16 protein-coding genes and 1 pseudogene are annotated in these 17,737 nt (G+C 73.3%); 11 read left to right on the top strand and 6 right to left on the bottom strand.

All coding sequences use genetic code 11. The annotated features are described in order from the left end of the window. Positions 1-8 precede the first annotated feature (8 nt). The 4 genes from DMB42_RS16990 (at position 9) to DMB42_RS16975 (ending at position 2,727) form a co-directional block, all read left to right on the top strand. Positions 9-299 carry a hypothetical protein gene (locus DMB42_RS16990; RefSeq protein ID WP_125635571.1) on the top strand — a complete coding sequence of 97 codons (291 nt, stop codon included), beginning with the start codon at positions 9-11 and terminating at the stop codon, positions 297-299. Positions 300-514: 215 nt separating this feature from the next. Beyond that, positions 515-1,684, top strand: a complete 1,170-nt coding sequence (locus tag DMB42_RS16985; protein WP_125635569.1) for a cytochrome P450 — start codon at positions 515-517, stop codon at positions 1,682-1,684. Between the two features lie 18 nt (positions 1,685-1,702). Continuing rightward, positions 1,703-2,461, top strand: a complete 759-nt coding sequence (locus tag DMB42_RS16980) for an HAD family hydrolase (RefSeq protein ID WP_125635567.1) — start codon at positions 1,703-1,705, stop codon at positions 2,459-2,461. After that, on the top strand, positions 2,458-2,727 hold the full coding sequence (locus DMB42_RS16975) for a DUF4031 domain-containing protein (protein WP_125635565.1): 270 nt from the start codon (positions 2,458-2,460) through the stop codon (positions 2,725-2,727). The genes DMB42_RS16980 and DMB42_RS16975 overlap by 4 nt, the downstream gene beginning before the upstream one ends. On the opposite strand, the gene DMB42_RS16970 is transcribed toward DMB42_RS16975, so the two are convergent. After that, complete coding sequence (locus DMB42_RS16970) at positions 2,724-3,377, bottom strand: metal-dependent phosphohydrolase (RefSeq protein WP_260477743.1); 654 nt, start codon at positions 3,375-3,377, stop codon at positions 2,724-2,726. The genes DMB42_RS16975 and DMB42_RS16970 overlap by 4 nt on opposite strands. Before the next feature lie 197 nt (positions 3,378-3,574). Here DMB42_RS16970 and DMB42_RS16965 point away from each other — a divergent pair, with 197 nt between their 5' ends. Both DMB42_RS16965 and DMB42_RS16960 read left to right on the top strand, forming a co-directional pair. Continuing rightward, complete coding sequence (locus DMB42_RS16965) at positions 3,575-3,994, top strand: hypothetical protein (RefSeq protein ID WP_125635563.1); 420 nt, start codon at positions 3,575-3,577, stop codon at positions 3,992-3,994. A gap of 250 nt (positions 3,995-4,244) precedes the next feature. Next, positions 4,245-5,498, top strand: coding sequence for a hypothetical protein (locus DMB42_RS16960; RefSeq protein WP_125635561.1), 1,254 nt, complete (start codon positions 4,245-4,247; stop codon positions 5,496-5,498). Between the two features lie 3 nt (positions 5,499-5,501). Here DMB42_RS16960 and DMB42_RS16955 read toward each other — a convergent pair whose 3' ends face one another. Then, positions 5,502-6,068, bottom strand: coding sequence for an RNA polymerase sigma factor (locus DMB42_RS16955; RefSeq protein WP_185844693.1), 567 nt, complete (start codon positions 6,066-6,068; stop codon positions 5,502-5,504). A gap of 188 nt (positions 6,069-6,256) precedes the next feature. On the opposite strand from DMB42_RS16955, the gene DMB42_RS16950 reads away from it, so the two are divergent. From DMB42_RS16950 to DMB42_RS16930, 5 genes and pseudogenes are all read left to right on the top strand, one after another. Continuing rightward, positions 6,257-6,973, top strand: a complete 717-nt coding sequence (locus DMB42_RS16950; RefSeq protein WP_125635557.1) for a Crp/Fnr family transcriptional regulator — start codon at positions 6,257-6,259, stop codon at positions 6,971-6,973. Positions 6,974-6,995: 22 nt separating this feature from the next. Beyond that, the gene (locus DMB42_RS16945; protein ID WP_125635555.1) at positions 6,996-8,318 is read left to right on the top strand and encodes an oxygenase MpaB family protein; all 1,323 of its coding nucleotides are present in this window, start codon (positions 6,996-6,998) and stop codon (positions 8,316-8,318) included. Next, complete coding sequence (locus DMB42_RS16940) at positions 8,315-11,533, top strand: AAA family ATPase (protein ID WP_125635553.1); 3,219 nt, start codon at positions 8,315-8,317, stop codon at positions 11,531-11,533. The genes DMB42_RS16945 and DMB42_RS16940 overlap by 4 nt, the downstream gene beginning before the upstream one ends. A gap of 61 nt (positions 11,534-11,594) precedes the next feature. Beyond that, positions 11,595-13,391: a glycoside hydrolase family 15 protein gene (locus DMB42_RS16935; RefSeq protein ID WP_125635551.1), complete on the top strand. Its 1,797-nt coding sequence runs from the start codon at positions 11,595-11,597 to the stop codon at positions 13,389-13,391. 87 nt (positions 13,392-13,478) lie between these two features. Beyond that, positions 13,479-14,134, top strand: a pseudogene (locus tag DMB42_RS16930) (SDR family NAD(P)-dependent oxidoreductase). Positions 14,135-14,141: 7 nt separating this feature from the next. Here DMB42_RS16930 and DMB42_RS16925 read toward each other — a convergent pair. The 4 genes from DMB42_RS16925 to DMB42_RS16910 all read right to left on the bottom strand — a co-directional run bounded on the left by DMB42_RS16925 (position 14,142) and on the right by DMB42_RS16910 (position 17,719). Beyond that, entirely contained in the window at positions 14,142-15,341 is a 1,200-nt protein-coding gene (locus DMB42_RS16925; RefSeq protein ID WP_125635549.1) for an NAD(P)/FAD-dependent oxidoreductase, read from the bottom strand. Then, entirely contained in the window at positions 15,338-15,547 is a 210-nt protein-coding gene (locus tag DMB42_RS16920; protein ID WP_125635547.1) for a ferredoxin, read from the bottom strand. Before DMB42_RS16920 ends, DMB42_RS16925 begins: the two co-directional genes overlap by 4 nt. A 23-nt stretch (positions 15,548-15,570) precedes the next feature. Next, complete coding sequence (locus DMB42_RS16915) at positions 15,571-16,785, bottom strand: cytochrome P450 (protein ID WP_125635545.1); 1,215 nt, start codon at positions 16,783-16,785, stop codon at positions 15,571-15,573. Positions 16,786-16,921: 136 nt separating this feature from the next. Next, positions 16,922-17,719, bottom strand: coding sequence for a helix-turn-helix domain-containing protein (locus DMB42_RS16910; protein ID WP_125635543.1), 798 nt, complete (start codon positions 17,717-17,719; stop codon positions 16,922-16,924). Between the last annotated feature and the right edge of the window lie 18 nt (positions 17,720-17,737).

Genomic DNA, 17,737 nt, shown 5'->3' with positions numbered 1-17,737 from the left:
AGGGGATCGTGAGCAAGCGATCTCGCCGCCGCCGCGCTCTGACCAGCGGGGCGCCGAGCTGGAAACCGGGCTTCGGCCCGGGCCAGCCGCCCGGCCCCGGCGGCTCCTCCCCCGGCACCCGTCCCCCTGATGATCCACCCGAAGGCGAGGGCGGGGGCGGGGTGCGCGAGCCGCGCAGGCCGAAGCCCGTGCCGCCGTCGTTCCCGGTGGAGGCGCCGCCGCCGGAGCCGCCCCTGCGGGCCCGCGACCGTACGCTCCCCCTGCCCGACGAGGTGGCCATCGCGATGCCGACCCGATGAGCGGCCCGACGAGCGGCCCGATCGGCGGCCGGACCGGCCGCGGGGTGAACGGCAGAGGGCGGCGGGGTGGCCGGCCATGCGGTCGGGCGGGTGGGACGTCAGGGTGAGAGGTAAATTCGTCCTTTCGGAGGGCACCAGCCGCCTGTCCGGATGGGACCATCTACCGAGGGATTTATCCCAACATCGTGTGATGTATCCCAGCAGGACGGATTTCCATGTCTGACACAGAGTTCCCCTTCGTCCAGTTCATGCGCGAGGACTTCGACCCGGTCGCCGAACTCGGCCGCATCCGGGACGAGCACGCCGTCTTCCCCATGAAGATCCCGGGCGACCAGACCGTGCATCTGGTCACGCGATGGGAGGACGTACGCGGTGTCCTCGGCGACCACGAGCGCTTCAGCAACGACTTCGCCGGCATCTCCGGCCTCGGCTCCAACCAGGAGGACCCCGGCGGCCTCGGCTTCCGCGACCCGCCCGAGCACACCCGGCTGCGCAAGTACCTGACCCCCGAGTTCACCATGCGCCGCCTGCGCCGGCTGGAGCCGCGCATCGAGGCGATGGTCGAGGAGCACCTGGACCGCATCGAGGCCAAGGGCCCGCCCGCCGACCTGGTGGAGGACTTCGCCCTGCCGATCCCGGCGCTGGTGGTGTGCGAGCTGCTCGGCGTCCCGTACGAGGAACGCGCCGACTTCGTCAAGATCAGCAAGGACCGGTTCGACCTGTCGGCCGGGCCCGAGGCGTCCCTCCAGGCGATCAACGACGCGATGGCGTACCTGGTGGACCTGGTCGCGCGCGAGCGGCGCGACCCCGGCGAGGGCCTGCTCGGGCAGCTCCTGCGCGAGCACGGCGACGACCTCGACGACCGTACGCTGGCCAGCATGTCCGACGGCCTGCTCACCGGCGGGCACGACACCAGCACCAGCATGCTCGCCCTCGGCGCCCTGTGGCTCATGCGCAACCCTGAGCAGGCGGCCAAGGTGCGCGAGGTGGACGGCTACGTCAACGACGTGGTCGAGGAGCTGCTGCGGTACATGACGGTCGTGCAGGTGGCCTTCCCGCGCTTCGCCCGCGAGGACCTGGAGCTGCACGGCGTGCAGATCAAGAAGGGCGAGATGGTGCTGTGCTCGCTGACCGGCGCCAACCGCGACCCGTCCCTCGGCCCGGACATGAACGAGGTGCGCCCCGGCCGGGAGACCGCGGGCTCGCACCTGGCCTTCGGCCACGGCATCCACCGCTGCATCGGCGCGCCGCTGGCCCAGATGGAGATGCGCATCGCCTTCCCCGCCCTGCTGCGCCGCTTCCCCGGCCTGCACGTGTCGGGCGAGGTGCCGTTCAGGGAGCTCGCCATCGTCTACGGCGTCAAGGAGCTACCCGTCGCCTGGTAGAGCGGTTACGTTCACAGTGTGAACGAGCCCGTCATCGACCTGGCCTCGATCGGCGCCGTCGTGTTCGACACCGACGGCGTGGTCACCGACACCGCCCGGGGGCACGCGGCCGCCTGGAAACACGTCTTCGACGCCTTCCTGCGCGGCCGCTCCGCGCCGTTCGACATCCGTGACGACTACCTGCGGCACGTCGACGGCCGGCCGCGGCTCGACGGCGTACGCACCTTCCTCGCCTCGCGCGGCATCGGCGTGCCCGAGGGCGGCCCCGACGACGAGCCGAGCGCGCCCACCGTCCACGGGCTCGGCCTGGCCAAGGACCAGATCTTCATCGCGCAGGTGGACAAGTACGGCGTGGCCGCCTTCCCCTCCACCGTGGCGCTGCTGCACGAGCTGCGCCGAAGGGGCGCGCGCACGGCCGCCGTCTCGGCGAGCCTGCACGGCCGCAGGCTGGTGACCGCCGCGGGCGTGGCCCACCTGTTCGACCTGGTCGTGGACGGCAACGACGCGGCCCTGATGAACCTGCCCGGCAAGCCGCACCCCGCCCTGTTCCTGGAGGCCGTACGCCGCCTCGCGCTGCCCGCCGCCGGCGCCGCCGTGGTGGACGCGGCGCTGCCGGGCGTGCAGGCGGGCGCCAAGGGCGGCTTCGGGCTGGTGGTCGCGGTCACCCGGGACGGCCCGGACGACGCCGCCGCGCTGGCCGGGCACGGCGCGCACGTCGTGGTGCCCGATCTGGGCGAGCTGAGCGTGCGCGGCAGGGTCCTACCCTTGAGGGCGTGACGGTTCTGATCGATCCCCCCAACTGGCCGGGGCCGCGCGGCCTGATGTGGTCACACCTGGTCAGCGACAGCTCGCTGGATGAGCTGCACGCGTTCGCGGCTCAGCTCGGGGTGCCGGGCCGGGCCTTCGACCGGGACCACTACGACGTGCCGGAGACCGTGCACGCTCGGGCGGTGTCGCTGGGCGCCGAGCCGGTCGGCTCGCAGGAGCTGCTGCGCCGCCTGATCGCCGCCGGGCTGCGCCGCCGCAAGCGCCGCACGCCCTAGCCCGCCGCGTCCAGGCGGGCCAGCTCGGCGTTCATGTTGGCGCGGGCGCGCTCCTCCCACAACTCGCGGGCCCGGTCCGTACGGTAGAGGCGCGGCGCGGCCAGCAACCGGCGCAACACCTGGGAGCGGCCCAGCCGGAACAGGTCGTCGGGCACGTGCGCGTACTCGCGGCGGATGTCGGCGGCGTAGGCGTCGTAGCCGGGGCGGCCCAGCACGGCCAGGTCGGCGTCGCACAGGACGGCCCCGTCGCGGTCGTCGCCGGCCACCGTGTCGTGGGCGGCGGTCAGCCGGACCAGCCGGGCGGCCGTGGCGACCCGGCCCGGCGACACTCCGCAGCGCGGCAGGCGGGCCTGGACGAGCTGGGCGCTGCGTTCCTCGTCCCAGCCGGGCCTGCCGTCGTAGACGGCGTCGTGGAACCAGGCGGCCAGGCGTACGGCGGCGGGGTCGGCGGCCTCCCCGGCCAGGTCGTCGACGGCGGCCAGCACCGCGGCGAGGTGGTGGAGGGTGTGGTAGCGGCGGTGGGGCTCGGCCCAGCGGGCGATCAGCTCGGCCCCGGCGGCCCGCGCGGCCGGTGAGCCGCCCGCCAGCGCCCGCCAGTCGCCGGCGAGCCGGGACACGAGCGCGTCCGGGGGCGGGCGGTGGTCGGTCACGCCACCACCGTACCGGCGTCGCGATCACCGGGTGCCGGCGCGGCTCGGACAGGTGGCTGAGAGGGCCCCGGCGACCTGCTGATCAGGGCCTGAAGGACCCGTTTGTATCGTCGAATACACCCGGTATTTACCTGGCCGTCCCGCCCCTCTGCCTCTCCGTACGGGGACCTGGTTCCCCCCGGAAAGGAGACAGCGACATGGCGACCGGTGAGTTCCAGGTGATGAAGGTCCCGGCCGAGCAGTTGAACGGCGTGCTCCACGGCCAGGTTGTCGACCCGGGCGCACAACCCACGAACGTCGTGCGCTGCGGCGAGGGTTGGACCGTGGACGTGAGCTGGGAGGTCGCCGGCGAACTGGTCGACTGGCTGGCGGGACGCTGGCATTTGGAGATCATCGCCGACCTGCTGGGAGGTGGTGAGACCCGTCATCCCGCACCACCGGTGGAGATGACCTTCACCCCTGGATCGGGACGGTACACCGCTTCCGTCCCGATGCGCGGCCAGCTCGGGCCCGGCACCTATGACCTGGTGGTCAACCTCACCACGACGACGGCCGCCGGCTCCGCGGGGGCGCTCGGCGGCTTCGTCGTGATCAGCAAGATCTCGGTGAAGGAATGAGCGCCGGCCGCCCCGGGCCCCTTCCGGGGCGGCCGGCGCCCGCCGGGGACGCCCGGCGCCCTGCAACCAGGCCGCAAGTCACCCGCCCTACGCTCCGGGCTGGCGGTCACGGGGCAATGCGAGACCGCCGCGCTGTATCTCACGTCACCGGGGGCGCTCTGACCCGGTGAGCGATCGATGGTCCCAGGGGGGACCAATGACGGGAGACCCCATGTCCGAAGTGGAACAAGCGCTTGCGCCAGGCGTTCCGATGACGGCGGACGACGTCCTGCGCATCGCCGCCTGCAAGGACAGGAACCCTGCTCTGGAAGCCATGGTCATCGCCCATGGCTACCACCGCGTCGCCGGGGACCTGGCCCAGCACCTGGGCCAGGACGCGACCAACTGGTACTGCTACGCCAAGTGGACCTCCAAGGCGGTCGGCGAGAGCCTCGACCTGACCCCCGGTTCACCCTTCCTGACCGGCTTCGGCGACCGGCTGCACGTGCCGGCGCGCCTCCGGCGCCTGTTCCGCGCCACGCTGCTGACCCTGCTCGGGCCCAGCTACCAGCTCGGGCTGGCGCTGGCCAACCGGGCGATCTTCCTGGAGACCGCCAGCCTGGCGGCCAACCTGTGGAACGGCACGCCCGACTGCTACGTCAAGGTGAGCCCGGAGTCGCAGAACACGCCGATGCCGCCGGAGTTCCTGTCCGGGCTGCTGGAGGAGGCCGACGAACGTTACCTGCGGGACGCGGCCCTGCTGCTGTCGCAGGCGCGGGCGGCCACCGACCCCGACGAGCGGGCCGAGCTGATGTTCGGGGCGAGCGTCGCGTTGTCGGCGTACGAGCAGAAGCGCGCGCAGAAGGCACTGGAGCTGGTGCTGTACCGGCCGGTGCGGTGGCTGACGCGGGTGTCGTGGCGGTCGCTGCGCTCGCTGGTGACCCGGCGGTCCTTCCCCCGCTTCCCGCTGTTCAGCACCCGGCACGACGACCAGCCGTGGCTGACGCGGGTGCTGGAGGGCAAGTGGTCCTCGCTCTACACCCGCCACCTGTTCTCCGTACGCACGCCGCTCAGCGACATCAAGGTCGGCCGTCCGCTGACCGCGCCCCCGGGCGTGGACATGACGCTGGCCTGGCGGCCCATCCGGAACGAGAAGGTGCGCAAGCTCGCCGAGGAGTTCATCCCGGACGACGTCGAGCAGGCCACGGCCGGGGTGATCGACTGGGTGTCCTACCCCGACCGCATGCGTTTCATCGTCAGCTACTTCCGCACCTACCAGCGGGTGGGCGCGCTCTACGACCCGCCGTTCGACCCCGAGCTCACCGCCGTGCTCGATGCGGAGATGGCCCGCGGCACGCTGCCGGAGCCGATGCCGGGCGAGCCGGAGACGGGCCGCCTGCTGCCGGAGATGCGGCGCAAGGTGTACGCCTTCCCCGAGGAGACCGATCCCGACGCCTACGAGATGGCGCGCTTCGACTTCGAGCCCTTCCTGGAGGCGATCCCTCTTGACCGGTCAGGAAAGTAGCACTCAGTCCAGGAAGTCTCTGGTGATCTCGCGGTCCTGCAGCAGGCCGCGCAGCTTGGCGAAGCAGCGGGCCCGGGTGGGGCCGATGCTGCCGACCGGACGGCCCAGCCTGCGGGCGACGTCGACGTAGTGGGGCTCGGAGGTTTCCGTGAGTGCTCGAAACAGCACGCGCTGGGCCGCGGGCAGCTCCTCGACCAGCTCCTCCAGCGTGCCGGCCAGCCAGATCCTGGCCAGTTCGCGGTCGACGTCGTCGGTGCTGCCCAGCGTGTCGAGGTCGGGCGTGCAGATCTCCCGGGTGCGCCGGGTCAGCTTCAGGCACTCGCGGAAGGCGATCGTGGCCAGCCAGCCGGGCATGCGCTGGGGGTCCTCGACGCGCTTGAGGTTCTGCCAGGCCAGCATCCAGGTGGTCTGGAGCACGTCCTGGGCGTCCTCGTGGCCCAGCCTGAAGCGCCGGATCCTGGACCGCAGCATCGGCGTGAACTCCTCGACCAGCCGCTCCCATGCCTGGGCGTCGCCTCCTTGGGCGTCCGAGACCAGGGCGGCGGTGTCGCGGCGCTCCAACGTATCCAACTGCATCATCGTCTCCCCGCCGGCCGGGGTCCTTGGGGGTCAACCTCACTCGGCCGGCACCCCAACGTTGCTCCGGGTGACCTTCGCGCACTGTCGCGGACGACACAGTGCGGGTGTGGCGCTCGTCACATTCGGCAGATCGCTTACCACTTACTGCCCGAACGCCGAATGCGTCCTAAAGTTCTTCCATGAGCGCCAGCAGCGGGGCGGTTCCACACGACGTCCAGGCGGTCCCCGCCGTGCTGGCGGAGGTCCCGTTGTTCCGCGTGCTCGGGGCGGCCGGCATCGCGAGCACCGTACGGGCCGGGGTGGCCAGGCGGTACCGGACGGGGCAGATCATCCTGCACCAGGGGGACCCGGGCGAGTCCCTGTACGTGCTGCTGGACGGCCTGGTGAAGGTCGTCTTCACGACCGAGCACGGCGACGAGATCGTGCTCAACATGCTGGGCCGCGCGGAGACGTTCGGCGAGATGGCGCTGCTGGACGACTCGCCGCGTTCGGCGTCGATCATCGCCGTGCGCCCCTGCTGGATCTTCGCGCTGCCCAGGGCGCGGCTGCTGGAGCTGATGCGGGAGCATCCCGGGCTGGCCGACGAGTTCCTGCGCATGCTCGGGCAGATGGTGCGCCGGCTCACCGGGCAGGCCGCCGACCTGGCCTTCCTCGACCTGGGCGGGCGCCTGGCCAAGCTGCTGCTGCAACTGTCGGTCAAGCGCGGGCAGACCGCGGGGCCGGTGGTGGACATGCCGGGGCTGACCCAGTCCGACCTCGCCGCGCTGATCGGCGCGTCGCGGCCGGCGGTGAACCGGGCCCTTCAGTCGCTCGCCGCCCGCGGCCTCATCGCCATCAAGGGGCGCACGATCACGCTGCTGGACGTCGAGGCCCTGCGGAAGCGCGGAGGTCTCTGACCCGATCTGGAGTACGGGGAACATGAACGAGCACGAGAGTGGCGCCGCCGAGCGCTGGCCGGCGGAACGTTTCCGGCAATTAAGGCAGCAGGCCGACCCGGACATCGACAAGATCGTGTCCGGTTACCTGGAGGGCAGGGCCGACGGGGAGAACGCGCTGTCCATGCTGCACGCGGTCGTGATGGAGCTCGGACGGGCCAAGCGGGAGGCGAGGACGCCGTCCGGGGAGACCGGCCCCTCGGCCATCTTCGACGCGATCGACTTCAACAAGGACCTGCCCGAGTGGGGCGACGACGCGGCGCTGCTGGCCCGCGGCCAGTCGGTGTTCGCCGACTACGGGCTGTACCAGTCGGTCGCGCTGTTCTGCAAATGCCTGCCCATGGCCTACGTCGAGGTCTCCAGCGCCAAGGTGCTGGCCGGCGTGTCGGACCTGGCCACCCACAGCCTCACCCGCCGCGTCGCCGAGACCGGCCAGATGCTGGTGGACGTCATGGGCCTGAAGGCCACCGACAGCATGGCCCCCGGCCGTCCGGGGCACACGACGGCGATCGGGCTGCGCATCCTGCACTCGTTCGTACGGGCCCTCGCCACCGAGCACTTCGGCGACGACTGGGACACCGCCAGGTACGGCCCGCCGGTCAACCAGGAACTGCTGCTGGCCACCATCTTCGACTTCTCGGTCGTCACGTGGGAGGCTCTGGAGAGCATGGGGGTGCGCCTCAGCGACGACGACAAGGCCGCCCACCTGTACACGTGGAGCGTCTTCGGCCACCTCATGGGCGTCGAGGCGTGCCGCGACCGGCCGCTCACCCTTCAGGACGTGCCGCCGGTCAGCGAACGGCTCGGCCGCCTGTACGAGTCCAGCGACGAGGGCCGCAGGCTGATGGCCGTGCTGCTGGCGGAGATGGAGGAGTTCATGGCCCTGGGCTGGCGAAAGCTGCCGCGCAGCCTGGTGCACTGGGTCTTCCGCGACGCCCGCTACAACGCCGACCAGGTCCCGGCGCTGCTCGACGTGCCGCCGCCGGCGTGGTGGTTCAACGCGCTGTTCGCGCTGGCCAGGGCGGGCAACCGCCACGGCCGCCTGATGGGCCCGGTCGACGCGGTGATGCGCTGGCTGGTGCGCCGGGCGGGCAGGCACATCGTCATCGCCATGATCGACCGCTACTCGGGCGGGCACGCCGCCTTCCAGATCCCGGAGGAGCTGGCCTCCCAGTGGCGAATTAAGCAGTCGAAGACGGCGCGCCGGACGCGTAAGCTCCGCCACAGCGTCCGCAAGGGCGTACGGAAGGGCGTCGGCAAGGCGGCCAGGGCCCCCGTACGCGCGAGGGAGGAGCTGCCCGCGTGAGCACCCCGCACGAGCCAGGCACGCTGACCACCGCGACGATCCTGTTCACCGACGTGGTCAGCTCCACCGCCATGCGGATCAGGCTCGGCGAGGAACGCGCCAACGTCGTCTTCCGCCGCCTCTACCAGCTCCTGCACTCGGTGGTGACGGCCAGCGGCTCGACGTTCACCAAGAGCCTGGGCGACGGGCTGATGGCGGTGTTCGGCTCGGCCACGGCGGGGCTCGACGCGGTGATCGCGGTCGAGCAGGCCGTCGCGGCCGAGAACGAACGCGCGCTGGAGAAGATCTCGATCAGGGCCGCGCTGGCGGCGGGCGACGTGTGCTGGGGCGAGGACGACGTCAGCGGGCTGCCCACGGTGGAGGCGGCCCGCCTGGTCGCGGTCGCCGAGGGCGGCCAGGTGCTCTGCACCGACCTGGTGCGCCGCCTGGCCCAGGGGCGCAGCCGGCACGAGTTCAAGGACCTGGGCCGGCTGCCGGGCAAGGGCCTGCGGGAGCCGATGCACACCTACGAGCTCCACTGGCAGAGCGCCGACAACCAGCACGCCGGCGGCCTGGCGCCCTGGCTGGACAGCGGCCACATGCTGCCGTTCGTCGGCAGGGACGAGGAGCTGCGGGCGCTGGAGGAGGAGCTGCGGGCGGCCGAGTTCGGCAGCGGGCTGGTGATCCTCCAGGGCGATCCCGGCGTCGGCAAGACCCGGCTGGCCTCGGTCGTGGCGCGGCGGGCGCTCAAGCGGCAGTTCACGGTGCTGGCGGGGCGGTGCACCGATCCGGCGCGGCAGGCGTACGAGCCGATCGCGGGCGCGGTGGAGCGGCTGGCCCGTACCTCGCCCGCGTTGCTGCTGCGGGCCGGGGTCGACCAGCAGTGCGGGCAGCTCGTCCGGCTCGCGCCGTCGCTGGCCGCTCCCCCGCTGTCGCTGGCCGTGCCGCCCGCCACCGAGCCGGTCTCCGAGCGCTACCACCTGATGGCCGCGGCCCGTACGCTCATCGAGCGCCTGGCCACCGTACGTCCGGTGCTGCTGGTGATCGACGACCTGCAGTGGGCGACGCTGGAGTCGCTGCAGATGCTCAACTCCCTCATGTACGACGCCGACGCCCTGCCGCTGCTGATCCTGGCGACCTCGCGCCCGGTGCCCGTCGAGTCGGCGATGCCCGAGCTGCACAAGCTGACCGCCGACGGCCGCGTGGTGCAGGTCTCCTCCTTCGGCATGGACGAGGTCAGCCGGGCCCTGTCGGAGGTGCGCAGCGACGGCGACCCCGAGCTGCTGTACCGGATCACCGGCGGGAACGCGTTCCTGGTCACCGAGGTGGCCAGGGAGCTGGCCGCGGGCGCCGACCTCGACGGGCTGACCGTGCCCGACTCGGTCACCCGGATGGTCAGGGCGCGCCTGGCCCAGCTCCACCCGGACGCCCGCGACCTGGTCAGCCTGCTGGCCGTGGGCGAGCGCATGGAGTCGGCCGCGCTGCGCCTCGGCCTCGGCCTGGACGAGGCCCGCTTCGTGGCCGCCGTCGAGGAGGCCATGGGCGCGGGCCTGGTGACCATGGCCGACGGCGGCCAGTGCCAGTTCTCCCACGAGCTGACCCGCCCCGCCCTGTACGCCACGCTGTCGGCCCCGCGCGCCGGGCTGCTGCACGGCCGGGTCGCCGACGCGCTGTGCCAGGCCGACCCGCAGGCCATGGAGTCACGCCCGTACGTCGTGGCCACCCACCTGCTGGCCGCCGCCGAGCACGGCCGCGACCCCCGCCGTACGGCAGAGGCCGCCGAGGCCGGCGTGCAGGCGGCCCGCCACGCGCTGGCCGGGCTCGCCCACCGTGAGGCGGTCACCTGGTACCAGCGGGTGCTCGGCCTGCTGGCCGACTTCCCCGGCGCCTCCCCCGAGCGGCGCGCCGAGCTGCTGATGGACTGCGGCCGGGCGATGTGGCTGGCCGGGGACCCGGAGGCCAGGCAGACCCTCAACCAGGCGGCCGAGCTGGCCAGGGAGTGCGGGCGCGACGACCTGATCGTGGTGGCCGCGCTCGGCGGCGACCGCGGTTTCTCCAGCATCTCCGCCGCCACCGACAAGCGCCGCATCGCACTGCTGACCGAGGCGCGCAGGCTGGTCGACTCCACCGACCTGAGTACCAGAGCGCTGCTGGCGGCCCAGCTCGCCTCCGAGCTGATCTGGGCGCCCGACGGCGAGCGCCGCTTCGCGCTGAGCGACGAGGCGGTGGCGCTGGCCCGCAAGTCGGGCGATCCGCGCACGCTGGCCAGCGTGCTCGGCATGCGTAGCCTGACGATCATCCCGGCCGACCCGCTGCACCAGCGCCACCGCGACGGCGACGAGATGCTGGAGGCGGCCCGCCGCACGGGCGACGACCTGGCGCTGTTCCACGCCTACGTGCAGCGCACCCCGCCCGTGCTGGACAGCGGCGACACCGCGCGGGCCGCGACGCTGCTCGACCAGGCCGACGAACTGGCCCGCCGCCTGGCACAGCCGCAGCTCAACTGGCTGATCGGCTACTCCAGGGCGGGCCTGACGCTCATGCAGGGCGACCTGTCGCAGGCCGAGTCCGAGGCGCTGTCGGCCATGCGGCTCGGCTCCGAGATCGGCCGCCGCCTGGAGGCCGTGGCCATCTACTCCGAGCAGATCTCCGAGATCCGCCGACTCCAGGGGCGGTTGTGGGAGCTGCGCGACCGGCTGCGCCGCATCGCCCAGGCGCCGCAGGTGGACCCGGTGCACGCCGTGCTGCGCTACCTGTGCGAGATGGGCGACGAGGAGGCCGGTCCGCTGCTCGACCGCATCCTGGCCGACCGCGGCGCGGTGCCGCCGCGGAACATGGCCCACCGGCCCGCCCTGGACAACCTGGCCGTGGCCGCCGCCCACCTGCGCCGCCCGGAGCTGGCCGAGCGGCTGTACGCCTCCCTGGCGGCCGACGGCGAGACGTTCGGCCACGGCACGGTCGCCCACCACTGCGGCCACCACTACCTGGCCCACCTGTGCGTGACCATGGGCGACCCGCGGCGGGCCGGCGAGCACTTCGAGGCCGCCGCCGAGGTGCACGAACGCAGCGGGGTGCCGCTCATGCTGGCCGAGTCCCTGCTCGACTGGGCCGCCCTGCTCGACACCGCCGACGTCGGCGGCCCCAAACCGGCGGCGCTGCGCGAGTGGTGCGCCTCGCTGCTGCCCGGCCGCGGCGCCGTCCTGCTCGACCGCCGGCTGTCCGCACACCCCGTTTAACCTGCGACGACATCGGGCAATCCGGCACGGGGGGCGCGATGAGGGAGTACGGGGTTCACGCATGGCCGGGGGATTTCCGCCGATCGGGACGTACGCGTTCCTGTCGGACTGCCACACGGCGGCGCTCGTCGCGCCCTGCGGGGCGGTGGAGTGGATGTGCGCGCCGCGCTTCGACGGCCCGAGCGTGTTCGCGCGGGTCCTGGACCGGCGGCTCGGCGGCGCGTGGGAGCTCGACGTGGCGGGCGCGCGGGTGGAGGAGCGCGGCTACGTCGAGGAGACGCTCGTGCTGCGTACCCGCTGGACCGGCCGCGAGTGCGAGGTCGTGGTGCACGACTTCTTCGCCACCGCGCTGCCGGAGCCGGGCGGCGACGGTCTCGTGCCCGTCCGGATGCTGGTGCGGTGGGCCAGGTGCGAGCGCGGGCGGGCGGTGGTGCGCTCCCGGGTGCTGGCCAGGCCCGACTACGCCACCCGCGAGGCCCGCTGGAGTGCGCGCGACGGCGTACTGGCCGAGGAGTCGGGGCTGCTGCTGACCGGCACGCCCGCGCCGGAGGCCGAGACCACGCTCGGCGAGGGTGAGTCGTGGGCGATCGCGCTCGACTACGCCGGTCAGGGCCTCGCGCCGGTCCGCGATCCCGCGCGGCTGCTGGAGGAGACCGTGCGGTCGTGGCGGTCGTGGTCGGCGCGCTCGGCGTACGACGGGGTGGGGGCGCGGCAGGTGCGGCACAGCGCGGTCGTGCTGCGCGGGCTGCTGTTCGACGAGAGCGGCGGGCTGCTCGCGGCGCCCACGACGTCGCTGCCGGAGTGGCCCGGCGGGCCGCGCAACTGGGACTACCGCTACGTATGGCACCGCGATGCCGCCCTCATGGTGCTGGCGCTGCTGCGGCTCGGCCACCGCCAGGAGGCGGGCCGGTACCTGGCGTTCCTGCTCGGGCAGTGCGCGATCCACCAGGACGACGTGCCGCCGGTGTTCTCCGTCGACGGCGGGCCGGTCGCTGGCGAGACCGTGCTCGGCCACCTGGAGGGGTACGCGGGCTCGCGTCCGGTGCGGATCGGCAACGGCGCCGCCGGGCAGCACCAGCTCGACAGCTACGGCCACATCCTCGACGCGGCCATGGCCTACCACGCGGTGACCGGCGAGCCGCCCGGCGGACCGGTGTTGTGGCGGCTCGTGGAGCAGGCCCGCGCCCGGTGGCGGGCGCCGGACGCGGGCATCTGGGAGGCGCGCGGCGGCGAGCGCCACTGGACCTACTCCAAGTTGTACGCCTGGGTCTGCTTCGACCGCGCGGTCCGGCTGGCGGAGGCGACCGGCGAGCCCGGCCTGCCCCTCGCGGAGTGGCGGGCCGAGCGCGAGGCCGTCCGCGCCGAGCTGCTGGAGCGCGGCTACAACGCCGACGTGGGCGCCTTCACCCAGTCCTACGGCTCCGAACAGGCCGACGGCTCGCTGCTGCGGCTGCCGCTGCTCGGCTTCCTGGACGGCGACGACCCCCGCGTGCTCGGCACCCTCGACCACATCCAGTCGCGCCTGGGCGACGGCGGGGCCCTCGTGCACCGCTACGACCCCGAGGCCACCCGCGACGGGGTGGGCGGGCCGGAGGGGGCGTTCCTGATGTGCTCGTTCGAGATGGTGTCGGCGCTGGTGCTGGCCGGGCGGACGGCCGAGGCCCGCGACCGGTTCGACACGTTGTGCGCGCGGGCCGAACCGCTCGGGCTGTTCGCCGAGGAGATGACCGGCGACGGGCACATGGTGGGGAACTACCCGCAGGCGTTCACGCATCTGGCGCTGATCGAGGCGGCGCTCAACCTGGACGCCTCCGGCCCCGCCGACGCCCTGCACGACTGGGCCGAACACGGCGGGTGACCCAGCCCTTGGGCCGAACGCGGCGGATGATCAAACCCCCCTCCCCCGCCCTTCGCCGAAGATCGGCTTCCTGCTAACGTGCGGCGCGTGAACGGGCGCGCGGTACTCGTGACAGGAGCCTCCAAAGGCATCGGAAGGGCGGTCGCCACGGCGTTCGCCGCTCAGGGCGACCGGGTCGCCGTCCACCATCGCGACTCGGCGCGGGAGGCCGAGGGCGTGCTGGCCGGGCTGGCGGGCTCCGACCCTGTCGTCGTCCAGGCCGATCTGGCCGATCCCGAGGGCGTGCGGCGTATGGCCGACGAGGTCGCCGGGCCGCCTGGCGGGAGGCGTTCGAGGTCAACCTGATGGGCGCGGCCAACCTCACCTGGTGCGCGCTGCGGCACATGCGCGCCGGCGGCCGCATCGTGAACGTCAGCTCCCGCGGCGCCTTCCGCGGCGAGCCCGACGCCCCCGGCTACGGCGCCAGCAAGGCGGGCCTGAACGCCATGAGCCAGTCGCTGGCGGTGGCGCTCGCACCCCACGGCATCGCGGTCGCCTCGGTTGCCCCGGGATTCGTGGCGACCGAGATGACCACCGAATACCTCAAGCCACCCCTCGGGGACGCCATCCGCGCCCAGAGCCCGTTCGGCCGGGTCGGGGAGCCGGACGAGATCGCCGCCGCGGTGCTCTACCTGGCCTCCCCGGCGGCCGAATGGGCCAGCGGCACCGTCCTCGACCTGAACGGCGCCTCCTACCTCCGCTGAGGCGCGGTCAGCCGGTGGCGGCCTCGCGGAGGGCCTGCCGCCACGGGGTCCCTTCGGCGACGTGGCGGCGCAGCTCGCGGGCCTGCCTGGGCAGGTTCCAGGTCAGGGCGCCGGTGACGTGCCCGTCCGTGCCGTACAGGCCGGCGAACCGGCCGCTCGCGGGGTCCCCGGCGACGATCTGGAAGCGGGCCGCGCCGCCGGTGACGCCGTACGCCTGGATCTTCACGTCGTACTGGTCGGTCCAGAAGTAGGGCACGGGGGCGAAGGCGGCGGCGCCTCCCAGGAGCGTACGGGCGGCGGCCGTGCCCTGCTCGGTGGCGTTCAGCCGGTGCTCGACGCGCAGGCGCCCGAAGCGGGGGTGCCACCAGGAGGCGACGTCGCCGGCGGCCACCACGCCGGGAGCGGCCCGGCACCGGTGGTCGCACTCCACGCCGTCCCCCAGGTCCAGGCCGCTGCCGGACAACCAGCCGACCGCGGGCGCCGAGCCGACGGCCACGAGCACCAGGTCGGCCGGGACGTGGACGCCGCCGTCCAGGTCCACGCCGTCGACCCGGCCGTCGCGGCCGGACAGGCCGGTGACCAGGGTGCCGAGGTGGAGGCGCACGCCGTGCCGTACGTGCAGGCCGGCGAGCAGGTGCGCCACCTGGTCGCCGAGCGGGCCGATCATCGGCGCGGGCAGCGGGTCGACCAGGGTGACGTCCAGGCCGAGCTCCCGGGCGACGGCAGCGACCTCCGAGCCGAGGAAGCCCGCGCCCACGACGACCGCCGACCGGGCGGCGAGCAGCCCCTCCCGCAGGGCGAGGGCGTCGTCGAGGGTGCGCAGCACGTGCACCCCGCCGAGCCCGTGGCCCGACGGCAGCCGTCGCGGGACGACCCCGGTGGCGATCACCAGCCCGTCGTACGGCAGGACGCCGCCGTCGGAGAGGGCGACTTCGCGGGCGCCGGCGTCGAGGGCGGTGGCGGCGACGCCGAGCCGCCAGTCGGCCGCGAGCGCGGCGCGGGTGTCGTGGCGGCGTAACGTCACGCGGCCGGGCTCCCACCGGCCGCGCAGGATCTGCTTGGACAGCGGCGGCCGGTCGTAGGGCTCGCGCCGCTCCGCGCCGACCAGAGTCAGCGAGCCGGTGAAGCCGTCGCGGCGCAGGGCCTCGGCGGCGGCCAGACCCGCCGCCGAGGCGCCCACGACCACGATCCGGGCGGGCCGGCTCACGACGCGGTCGGCGTGGCGGTCAGGGTGATCGCGAGGGCCGGGCAGATCCGGGCGGCCTCGCCGACGTCGGCCAGCAGTCCCGGTTCGGGATGGTCCTCCAGGAGTACGACGATGCCGTCCTCGTCGCGCTGGTCGAACACGCCGGGGGCGATGAGGACGCACTGGCCCGAACCGGTGCAGGCGTCCTGGTCCACGGTGACCTTCATGGGCTTGACTCTCCTTCGCTCGATCACCAGGTGACGGGCAGTTCGCGGACGCCGTAGAAGACGGCCTGCTGCTTGAACTCCAGTTCCTCCGGCGGCGTGGCCAGGGCCAGCGTGGGGATACGCCGGTAGAGGGTGCCGTAGACGACCTGCAGCTCCACCCGGGCCAGCGGCTGGCCCAGGCACTGGTGGACGCCGTAGCCGAAGGCGACGTGGTGGCGTACCCGGCGGCGGACGTCGAGGACGTCGGGGTCGGGGAAGGCTGACGGGTCCCGGTTGGCGGTGCTCTTCACCACGACGATGCCCTCGCCCTTGCGGATCAGCCGGCCGCCGATCTCCAGGTCCTCGCGCGCGACGCGGCGGGCCTCGGTGTGGGTGATGGACAGGTAGCGCAGGAGCTCCTCGACGGCGTTGGCCACCAGCGCCTGGTCGCCGTCGCGTACCGCGGCGAGCTGGCCGGGGTTCGCCAGCAGCGCGGCCGTGCCGAGGGCGATCATGTTCGCGGTGGTGTCGTGGCCGGCCACCAGCAGGAGCTGGCCCATGGTGGCGATCTCCCGCAGGGTCATCGCGCCCGTGCCGTACTGCTCCACGGCCAGCCGGCTGAGGACGTCCTCGCCCGGGTCGGCGCTCTTCGCCGCCACCAGCGCCTCCAGGTAGGCGTTCAGCTCCTCGCCGGCGGCCAGGGCCCGTGCCGGGTCGCCCTCGTCCATGACCAGCTCGCCCGCCACCCGCTGGAAGAAGGCCCGGTCCGCGTACGGCACGCCGAGCAGTTCGCAGATCACCAGCGACGGGACCGGCAGCGCGAGCGCCTCGACCAGGTCGGCCGGGTTCGGCCCGGCGAGCAGGTCGTCGATGCCGTGGTCGACGACGCGCTGGATCCTGGGCCGCAGCGCCTCCATCTTCTTGACCATGAAGTCGGCGGTCAGCAGCCGCCGGTGCGCGGTGTGCTCCGGCGCGTCCATCTGCATCAGGGTCTTCATCCGCGCGTCGCGGGCCTTGCTCACCGCGTTGGTGTGCGGGAAGCCGGGCTCGGCGACGTCCACGCCGACGCGCGGGTCGGCGAGCACCGCGCGGACGTCCTCGTACGCGGTGACCAGCCACGGAGTGGTGCCGTCCCACAGGCGTACCCGCGAGATCGGCTCCTCCTTGCTACGGCGGGCCAGCTCCGGGGCCGGGTCGAACGGGTGGCCAGCCGCGCGGGGCATCGGGAAGATCGTCGTTTCCGGCGGGGCATCGGTCATGCTGTCTCCTGAATTCGGGCACATCGATCGCCTTGATCGTTCTGTGAACGCGGAGCGTCGTCCTCAGCGCTCATACGTCAAGGCTGTCGTTGAACCAGCCCCGGAGACTTCCGCCCGAGACCGCTGTGAAGGCGGCCTAGAAACCCTCAAAGCCCGGTCGAACCCCGCCTGCCTCGAACGTCTCGAAGTAGGCGGCCGTCTCCGCGTCGGCCGGGTAGTACGACTCGATCGAGATCTCGTCCAGCGTGATGTCCAGCGGGGTGCCGAACGTGGTGGTGGTCGAGAACAGCCGCAGTTCGAGGTCGCCGAACCGGAAGATCATCGGGATGGTGACCTCGGACTCGACCGGCCGCCCCGTCTCCCCGGCGCCGGGCGCGAGCAGTTCCTCGTAGATCGCGTGCAGCTCGGCGTCGGGGGCGATGGCGAGCTGGCGCGAGATCCGGGCGCGCAACACCGCGCGTACCTCTGCCAGGTTGACGATCCGGGGGGCGAGCCCGCCGCGGCCCAGCCCCAGCCGCACGATGTTGACCGGCGGCCGCAGCAGGTCGGGCGCGACGTCCACGAGGAACGCGTCGAGGGCGCGGTTGCTCATCACGATGTTCCACCGGCGGTCGAGGACCACCGCCGGGTACGGTTCGTGGGCGCGCAGCACCCGCGCGATCGCGTCCCCGGCCGTGGACAGCGTGTCCGCGCCGAGCGGACGTTCGGTGTAGCGGGGGGCGAAACCGGCGGCGAGCAGCAGCCGGTTGCGCTCCCGCAACGGGACCTCAAGCTGATCGGCGAGCCGCAGGATCATGTCGGCGCTCGGGTTGGACTTGCCGGTCTCCACCAGGCTCACGTGACGGGCCGAGACGTCGGCGGCGATCGCGAGGTCGAGCTGGCTGAGCCGCCGGCGGTGCCGCCATTGCCGCAACATCTCCCCGACGCTGTTCATGGCCGCCGATGCTACTCG

The organism is Nonomuraea sp. WAC 01424 (assembly GCF_003947315.1).
GTDB lineage: Bacteria > Actinomycetota > Actinomycetes > Streptosporangiales > Streptosporangiaceae > Nonomuraea > Nonomuraea spiralis.
The sequence above is the reverse complement of the archived record's forward strand: the minus strand, read 5'-3'. Positions and strand labels throughout refer to the sequence as shown.